At 66.7% G+C, this 8,286-nt stretch carries 6 protein-coding genes, 1 tRNA gene, 1 other RNA gene and 1 pseudogene; 3 read left to right on the forward strand and 6 right to left on the reverse strand.

The features are described 5' to 3' along the window. Nucleotides 1-338, forward strand: a 338-nt coding sequence (locus QZV81_RS07605) for a luciferase family protein (protein WP_292835199.1), incomplete at its 5' end; no start/stop codon positions are given. Between the two features lie 63 nt (nt 339-401). Here the strand turns inward: QZV81_RS07605 and QZV81_RS07610 are convergent. The 3 genes from QZV81_RS07610 to QZV81_RS07620 are packed head-to-tail and all read right to left on the reverse strand — an operon-like array spanning nt 402 to nt 5,056. Further along, nucleotides 402-3,401 (reverse strand): bifunctional [glutamine synthetase] adenylyltransferase/[glutamine synthetase]-adenylyl-L-tyrosine phosphorylase, encoded by a 3,000-nt coding sequence (locus QZV81_RS07610; RefSeq protein WP_292835202.1) that lies wholly within the window; start codon nt 3,399-3,401, stop codon nt 402-404. A gap of 6 nt (nt 3,402-3,407) precedes the next feature. Then, on the reverse strand, nt 3,408-4,745 hold the full coding sequence (gene glnA / locus QZV81_RS07615) for a type I glutamate--ammonia ligase (protein ID WP_292835205.1): 1,338 nt from the start codon (nt 4,743-4,745) through the stop codon (nt 3,408-3,410). A gap of 50 nt (nt 4,746-4,795) precedes the next feature. Next, nucleotides 4,796-5,056 (reverse strand): SPOR domain-containing protein, encoded by a 261-nt coding sequence (locus QZV81_RS07620; RefSeq protein ID WP_292835208.1) that lies wholly within the window; start codon nt 5,054-5,056, stop codon nt 4,796-4,798. 72 nt (nt 5,057-5,128) lie between these two features. Between QZV81_RS07620 and ppgK the strand changes: the two genes are divergently transcribed. Further along, nucleotides 5,129-5,908: a polyphosphate--glucose phosphotransferase gene (ppgK, locus tag QZV81_RS07625; protein ID WP_292835211.1), complete on the forward strand. Its 780-nt coding sequence runs from the start codon at nt 5,129-5,131 to the stop codon at nt 5,906-5,908. A 16-nt stretch (nt 5,909-5,924) separates the two neighbouring features. Here ppgK and rnpB read toward each other — a convergent pair. The 3 genes from rnpB to QZV81_RS07640 all read right to left on the reverse strand — a co-directional run bounded on the left by rnpB (nt 5,925) and on the right by QZV81_RS07640 (nt 7,234). Then, an RNA gene (rnpB, locus tag QZV81_RS07630) (RNase P RNA component class A) lies at nt 5,925-6,285 on the reverse strand. Nucleotides 6,286-6,385: 100 nt separating this feature from the next. Further along, nucleotides 6,386-7,117 (reverse strand): C4-type zinc ribbon domain-containing protein, encoded by a 732-nt coding sequence (locus tag QZV81_RS07635; RefSeq protein ID WP_292835214.1) that lies wholly within the window; start codon nt 7,115-7,117, stop codon nt 6,386-6,388. A 43-nt stretch (nt 7,118-7,160) separates the two neighbouring features. Further along, nucleotides 7,161-7,234 (reverse strand) — tRNA-Val (locus QZV81_RS07640). Nucleotides 7,235-7,387: 153 nt separating this feature from the next. Here QZV81_RS07640 and QZV81_RS07645 point away from each other — a divergent pair. Beyond that, a pseudogene (locus QZV81_RS07645) lies at nt 7,388-8,286 on the forward strand (pyruvate dehydrogenase (acetyl-transferring), homodimeric type); the annotation flags it as partial.

The raw sequence follows: 8,286 nt of genomic DNA on the forward strand, positions 1-8,286 counted from the left end.
CATTGCCCGACCTGTTCGGGGGCGAGTGGGGGCACATCCACCCGGCCGACGACGGGAGCCTTCACCTGAATCTGCCCACCCCCGTCACCGAGAAGCTGATCGAGCTCGGCTGGGGGGAATACCACTACATTGTCACGCAGGGAATGATCCCCCCGATCGTGCTCATGCTGTATGGGCCCCGAGACGAAGCCGAGCTCGCGGTGGCCTCCGCGATCGTGGAAACAGCCTACGTCGCGGCCGGCGGAGCCGCCGAGGCAGACGACGGCCGCCCGCTCGCCGCCCTGCACCGCGACGCACCGACCGAATCCGTCAGCAGGGCAGCTGCTTCGTCGATCTGAGCCTGCCGAGCAGATGACGTGGGTTGGAGGGCTGCTACGAATCGCCCATGAGGCCATGCGGCTTCAGCCGTAGAAGAGCTTCTCGAACGCGCGACGCGCGCGGCGCGCCGTCCGCATCCATTCCTCTTCGACGCGCGTCGCGGATCGCGGGGGGTATTCCAGCAGACGGCCGATGCCATCGAGCTTCCCGCGGTCGGTGGGCAGCACATCGCTCGTCTGACCCGACAGGAGCGTATTCGCCGACCGCAGCCGACTGGCGAGCCGCCACGCCTCGGCGAGATAGGTCGCAGCAGCATCGGGCACAAGGCCAGCGTCCCGCGCTGCACTGAGAGCTCCGAGCGTCGAGGTGGTCCGCAGCGCCGGGATATCGTGCGCGTGCTCGTGTTGCAAGAGCTGGACGAGCCATTCCACGTCACTCAATCCGCCCGGACCGAGCTTCAGATTGCGCGCTCGATCCGCGCCCTGCGGCAGACGCTCGTTCTCGACGCGCGCTTTGATCCGCTTTATCTCCCGCAGATCCTGACGGTCGACCCGCGCCGGATAGCGGACTTCGTCGGCCAGCGTCATGAACCGCCGGATGAGCTTGACGCTGCCCGCCACGCCCCGCGCGCGCAGGAGGGCCTGCGCCTCCCACGACAGCGACCAGCGGTGGTAGTACTCGATGTACGACTCGAGCGATCGCACCATGGGCCCGTTGCGACCCTCAGGGCGCAGATCCGCGTCGAGCTCAAAGGGGACGCGATGGTCTTCGGAATGCGTACGCAGACCGGCCACGATCTGCAAGGCGAGCACGTTGGCGCGCTGAGGGTCGAGCCCGTTGGCGTCGTAGACATAGAGGATGTCCGCGTCGGAGCCGAAGCCGAGTTCACCGCCGCCGAAGCGCCCCATCGCGATGACCGAGAAGTCCAATGCAGCATCCTCCGGCGGAACGATCTCCCGCCTCACGGCACGAAGGGTCGCTTGGATCGTGACCTCGCTGATCGTCGTGAGTCCCTCGGCGAGTTCGTCGATCGTGGCGGTGCCCAGCAGGCCACCGAGCGCGAGACGGAGCAGCTCGCGGCGCCGCAGCACCCGCACGGCGCGCATCGCATCGGCGATCGCTTCGTGGCGTGCCTGAATGGCCCGTGCCTCCTCCTGCAGCGCGACGCCGCCGCGCGGGCGCAGCAGTTCATCGGAGTCGAGCCACGCGACGGATTCCGGAATCCACTCCATCAGTTCGCCGATGTAGCGAGACCCGGACAGAACCCGGGTCAAGCGTTCCGCCGCGCCCGACGAGTCCCGAAGCATCCTCAGGAACCACGGGGTGTCACCGAGGCGTTCGCTGATGCGGCGATACGCGATGAGTCCATAATCCGGGTCGACGCCGTCGGCGAACCATCGGATCATCACCGGCAGCAGGTGGCGCTGGATCGTGGACTTGCGGCTGAGTCCGTCTGTCAGTGCGCCGATGTGCCGGAGGGCTCCCGCCGGATCCCGGAAGCCGATCGCCGCCAATCGGGCGACTGCCTGGTCGGGCGACAACTGCTGTTCACCGGCGGGGAGGGCCGCCACCGCCGACAGCAGCGGACGGTAGAAGAGCCGCACATGGACCTCACGCACCTCACGCTTGACCGCCTCCCACAACACCCACACCTCGGGCCCGCCCTCGGCCAACCCGGATACCCGGGCAAGGACGCGCAGTCCCTCCGGAGCCGTGGGCATGAGGTGCGTGCGCTGCAGTCCGCGCAACTGCATGCGATGTTCGAGTACGCGAAGGACCCGGTAGTCGCGTGCGAACACGGCCGCGTCGCTGCGTCCGATGTAACCGCTGTCTACGAGCGCTTCGAGGGCATCGAGGGTTCCTCGCTGGTGGATGCTGGTGTCGCCGAGTCCGTGGACGAGCTGGAGGAGCTGGACGGTGAACTCGATGTCGCGGATGCCGCCGGGCCCGAGCTTGAGCTGATAGGGGACGTCCGCGGGGGGAATGTGCTCGGTGACGCGCTCCCGCATCCGCTGGACGCTGTCGACGAAATTCTCGCGGGCGGCGCTCGTCCAGATCTTCGGCTGCACGGCAGCCACGTAAGCCTCACCCAGCGCCCGATCACCCGCGATCGGGCGGGCCTTCAGCAGCGCCTGGAATTCCCAGCTCTTCGCCCATCGGTCGTAGTAGGACAGGTGTGAGTCGAGGCTGCGCACGAGCGCGCCCTGCTTGCCCTCCGGGCGCAGGTTTGCATCCACTTCCCAGAGCGGCGGCTCAATCTCGGCCCCCGAAATCCCGCGCATCGTCTGGACCGCCAGTCGAGTTGCGATGTCGATGGCACGACTTTCGCCGATCTCCTCGATCAGCGCGGCGTCGGCTCCCCCCACGAAGATGACGTCGACGTCGCTGACATAGTTCAGCTCGCGCGCACCGGTCTTGCCCATCCCGATGATCGCGAGTTGAGTGCCGGCGACCTGAATGCGAGGGAAGAGCCCCGCTCCGGCTCCCCCGCCCGCGACGCGCGTGCGTGCGACGCAGAGCGAAGCCTCGAGAGCTGCGCCCGCAGCGTCCGCCAGGGCGGCCGCCACCGACGCGACAACGTCCAGTGCATCCGGGACGGCGAGGTCGAACGCGGCGATGCGCGCCACCATTCGCCGGTAGCGGATGCGCAACGCCACCCAGGCATTCTCGTCACCGGATGCGGCGAACCCCTCGGGGTCGGCGCCGACGGCATCGAGCAGTTCGGCCTCGAGTTCGCGCGTCGACGGGAGTCCTCCTCCCGCGCCGTGGAGGTGATCGAGCTCGCGAGGATGGCGCAGGTAGAACTCCGCGAACCCCCGAGAAGCACCCAGCAATCTCCACACCGCGGCGCCCGAGTTCTCGAGCGCCTCCCCGACCGCAGCTGAGTCTCGTCGAGCGATCTTCACGAGCGCGGCCAGCGCTTCATCCGGATCGCCCGCGAGTTCCGCGAGGGTCAGCAATCCGGGTCGGTCGAAACCGGTGAGCTCGGCGAGTTCCGTCAGCAGTCGATCGGCGTCGTTGAGGTCCCCGAATCCGATCCGCGCGAGCCTGGTGAGGGCCGAGGAGCGCTCGCCGACCGACATGGCGGGTTAGAGCATCTCCAGGTTGCTCTTCAGCTCGAAGGGCGTGACCTGGGCGCGGTACTCGTGCCATTCGCGACGCTTGTTGAGAAGCACATAGTTGAACACCTGCTCGCCAAGCGTTTCGGCGACCAGTTCGGAATCCTCCATGTGTTCCAGCGCGCGATCCAGGCTGGCCGGCATCGCCTCGTAGCCGAGCGCACGCCGCTCTACGTCGGTGAGCGACCAGACGTTGTCCTCCGCTTCCGGCGGGAGTTCGTATCCCTCTTCGATCCCCTTGAGACCGGCAGCGAGCATGAGCGCGAACGACAGGTATGGATTGGCCGCCGAATCCACCGCACGGTATTCGACCCGCGTGGACTGTCCCTTGTTGGGCTTGTACATGGGCACGCGCACGAGCGCAGACCGGTTGTTGTGCCCCCAGCAGATGAAGCTCGGCGCCTCATCGCTTCCCCAGAGCCGCTTGTACGAATTGACGAACTGGTTGGTGACCGCGGCGATCTCGTTCGCATGCTTGAGCAGCCCGGCGATGAACTGCCGACCCGTCTGGGAGAGCTGGTACTGCGCGCCCGCCTCGTAGAAGGCGTTCTGGTCTCCCTCGAACAGAGACATGTGAGTGTGCATTCCGCTTCCCGGCTGACCGCTCAGGGGCTTCGGCATGAACGTCGCGTAGACGCCCTGTTCGATCGCAACCTCCTTGATGACGGTGCGGAAGGTCATGATGTTGTCCGCTGTCGCGAGAGCGTCGGCATACCGCAGATCGATCTCGTTCTGGCCGGGTCCGCCCTCGTGGTGGCTGTACTCGACGGAGATGCCGAGGTCCTCCAGCATCCGCACGCTGCGGCGGCGGAAGTCATGCGCCGTGCCACCGGGAACGTTGTCGAAGTAGCCGGCCGAGTCCACCGGCTCGGGGCCTTCCGCACCGTACGACGAGGATTTCAGAAGGTAGAACTCGATCTCGGGGTGCGTATAGAACGTGAATCCGGCATCGGCGGCCTTGGCCAGCGTCCGCTTCAGGACGTGACGCGGGTCTGCAACCGCCGGCTGACCGTCCGGCGTCGTCAAGTCGCAGAACATCCGGCCGGTCGGGTCGATCTCGCCTCGCCACGGCAACGTCTGAAAGGTCGTCGGATCGGGGTGCGCGAGCAGATCCGACTCGTACGAGCGGGTCAGACCCTCGATCGCGGAGCCGTCGAATCCGATGCCCTCGGTGAAGGCACCCTCGACTTCGGCGGGCGCGATCGCGACAGACTTCAGCGTGCCGATGACGTCCGTGAACCAAAGGCGGACGAACTTCACCCCGCGCTCCTCGATCGTGCGCAGTACGAAGTCCCTCTGCTTGTCCATCGCGTCCTCTCAGAAACCGGTCGGAAGGCGGAGCCGGTCCGAAGGCCAGACTATCGGCCCGCGCCGCCGAGCGCCTCGCCGGATGGATCTGCGCTGCCACTCTCGTGCCAGGCGTCATCACGCGCGTCCTCTTCGGCCCATGCGCGCGCGCGCGCCGCGAGCAGGGCAGGCGCGTTCGCCGCCTCTGCTTCGGTATCGAAAGGGCCCGCGCGATCTATCGCGGGCGACTCATACCCGCGCTCGACGGTGTGTGTCGTGAGGTTGTACCAGTACTTCTCTTCCGACATCTCGTGCTCCATCCCGCGCGACATGCGTCGGCCCGCATGCTCTGGCTCGATCCTAGGCTTGCGGAGCCTCTGAGCGCTGCTCGGTAGGGTGTACACATGGCGATGAATGCGGCGCGGGCGGTCGGTGTGGACATCGGTGGAACCGGGATCAAGGGAGCGCTCGTCGACCTGCAGGCCGGTGCACTGCTGAGCGAGCGCGTGAAGGTCGCCACACCAGCGGGGGCAGAGCCCGACGACGTCCTGGAGGCGGTACGGACTGTCCTCGAGACGCTCGGGGTGACGGATGCCGATGTCCCACTCGGTGTGGCATTTCCGGCGATCGTGAGGAACGGCCGCACGATGTCAGCCGCGAACGTCGCGGACACATGGATCGGGTTCGAAGCCGAGAAGTTCTTCGAGGACGGGCTCGGGCGCGAGATCCACTTCGCAAACGACGCGGATGTCGCCGGCGTGGCGGAAGTGCGCTACGGGGCGGCCCGGGGTGTCGGCGGGTTGGTGATTCTCACAACACTCGGCACCGGCATCGGGACGGCGATGCTGCACAACGGCATCCTGATTCCGAACTCGGAACTCGGCCACCTGCAGCGCGCCGAAAAAACGTCGGACGTGGAGGCATGGGCCGCGTACTCGGCGATGGAGCGCGAAGACTTGACCTGGGTCAAGTGGGCAAAGCGGCTGCAGTGGTATTACAGCCACCTGGAATTCCTCTTGAGTCCGGATCTTTTCATCGTCGGCGGCGGCGTGTCCAAGCACTCCGAAGAGTTTCTGCCGCTGCTTGAGCTGAAGACGCCGATCGTACCCGCCGTGCACCGCAATAACGCCGGGATCATCGGTGCTGCTGCGCTCTCGGCGCGGGTATCGGCAGGTGATGCCTGAATCGAGCACAGTGGGGCGAATGGGCCGGCCTGTACGCCGGGTTCTGTCCGGGGGCCGAGGCCCCTTGGACGGTCATCTCTCTCGGCGACACGTTGCCGCGCCGCTCCAGCGGTCTACCCGGGGACTCGGCGAGCCGCGTCAACATCCCCTGTCTGACCTTGCTCCGGGCGAGGTTTACCGAGCGGATCGTGTCACCACGATCCCGGTGGTCTCTTACACCACCCTTTCACCCTTACCCGGGCCGAAGCCCGGGCGGTCTGCTCTCTGTGGCACTGTCTCGCGGATCACTCCGGGTGGGTGTTACCCACCGCCCTGCCCTGTGGAGCCCGGACGTTCCTCGGTGCGGTTGCCCGCCACGCGACCGTCCAGCCGACCCATTCGCACTCTGGAGTCTACGGGCGGTGGCCGTCAGCGGATTGCCTGGCCAGAACTTCGAGGCGTCCGCGGCGGCCCGAACCTCCCGCAGCACGGAGGAGGTCAGAGACCGGACCCTTCCGTGCGCACAAGGATGCACCCGCACTCCGGGCACATCACGACGTCGTCCTCCGCCGCCTGCCGAAGGGAATGGAGATCCGTCCCGGAGAGCACCATGCGGCACGCCTCGCACGTCCGCTGACGGAGCGCTCCCGCACCGACGCCGCGCGCTGAGATGCGGTCGTACAGCGCGACCAGCTCAAGCGAAACCTGCGCGGCGACAGCCGAGCGGTCGCGCGTGGCTGCATCGAAGCGTGCCGTCGCCTCCGCAACGGCAGCCTTTCCCTCAGCGCTCAAGCGAGCTCCTTCGGCATTCGTGGCTGCAATCAGCTGCTGCTGCGCGGCAATGGCCGCATCTGCGACCTCCAGCCGCTCCATGATCCCCAGCTCGGCGTCTTCGAGATCGCTCTTGCGCTTGGCCAGGGACGCGATCTCGTGCTCAAGACCCTGCGCATCCTTCGCGTTGGTCGTTGCTGCGAGCAGCTCGGTGTCGCGCGCCGCTCGTGCATCGACAAGCGTGACATCGGACTCCACCCGAGCGAGCTCTGCCTTCGCGTCATCGCGGGCGCCGAGAAGCCCGGTGAGTTCGGACGACAACTTCTGCCGACGCGCCACCAATTCCTGTACCTGCGCGGCCTGGGCGGGATGACGACGCGCATCATCCGCGTGGCGGATGCCCGCGTCCAGAGCGGCGAGGTCAAGAAGACGGGCCTGATCGGTAGGACTGGCTTTCACGCCTCCAACCTACCTCGCGTCGCCGGCGCACGACGGCGCCGCGTGGGCCCAGAGAGACTCGAACTCCCGACCCCCTCGGTGTAAACGAGGTGCTCTGACCGACTGAGCTATAGGCCCCACGATGACAAGTCTACGAGAGCCGGATGCCTCGCCTCGCGGCAGCCGGATGTGACTAGGCTGATGCACGAAGTGTTGTGCCCGCTGAACGCAGCGCCCACGCAGCCGCAGCCGCATTCCTGGCACGATCTGCCAGGCGACGAAAGGGTTCCCGTGACTGTCAACGATCAGGATCCGTACTCGCAGGGCCCGCAGGACAGCGATCCCGATGAGACCGCAGAGTGGCAGGAATCCCTGCACCAGCTGGTCGACAGCAAGGGTGCCGGACGCGGCCGCGAGATCATGCTGAGCCTGCTGCAGACCTCGCACGAGCTGCACCTGAACGTGCCGCAGGTGCCGACGACCGACTACATCAACACGATCGCGCCAGAGAACGAGCCCGAGTTCCCGGGTGACGAAGAGGTCGAGCGGCGCTACCGTCGATGGATCCGCTGGAACGCGGCGCTGACCGTACACCGCGCACAGCGCCCGGAGATCGGCGTCGGCGGACACATCTCGACCTACGCATCGTCGGCATCGCTGTATGAAGTCGGTTTCAATCATTTCTTCCGCGGGCTCGACGCCCCCGGCGGCGGCGACCAGGTCTTCATCCAGGGCCACGCCTCGCCTGGCATCTACGCCCGCTCCTTCCTCGAGGGACGCCTGTCGGCGGATCAGCTTGACGGCTTCCGCCAGGAGAAGTCCAAGGCTCCGCTCGGCATCCCCTCCTACCCGCACCCGCGGCTCATGCCCGACTATTGGCAGTTCCCGACTGTGTCGATGGGCCTCGGTCCGATCAACGCCATCTACCAGGCGATGACCAACAAGTACCTCACCAACCGAGGCATCAAGGATGCTTCCCGCTCGCGCGTCTGGGCATTCCTGGGCGACGGTGAGATGGACGAGGTCGAGAGCCGCGGTCAGCTGCAGGTGGCCGCCAACGAGGGCCTCGACAACCTGACTTTCGTCGTGAACTGCAATCTGCAGCGCCTCGACGGCCCGGTGCGCGGCAACGGCAAGATCATCCAGGAGCTGGAGAGCTTCTTCCGCGGCGCCGGCTGGAACGTCATCAA

Source organism: Microbacterium sp., assembly GCF_011620665.1.
Lineage (GTDB): Bacteria > Actinomycetota > Actinomycetes > Actinomycetales > Microbacteriaceae > Microbacterium.

Coding starts and splice junctions, on each gene's coding strand:
- QZV81_RS07610 (WP_292835202.1), bottom strand. CDS start 3,401: ATGTCGGTCGGCGAGCGCTCCTCGGCCCTCACCAGGCTCGCGCGGATC.
- glnA (WP_292835205.1), bottom strand. CDS start 4,745: ATGGACAAGCAGAGGGACTTCGTACTGCGCACGATCGAGGAGCGCGGG.
- QZV81_RS07620 (WP_292835208.1), bottom strand. CDS start 5,056: ATGTCGCGCGGGATGGAGCACGAGATGTCGGAAGAGAAGTACTGGTAC.
- ppgK (WP_292835211.1), top strand. CDS start 5,129: ATGGCGATGAATGCGGCGCGGGCGGTCGGTGTGGACATCGGTGGAACC.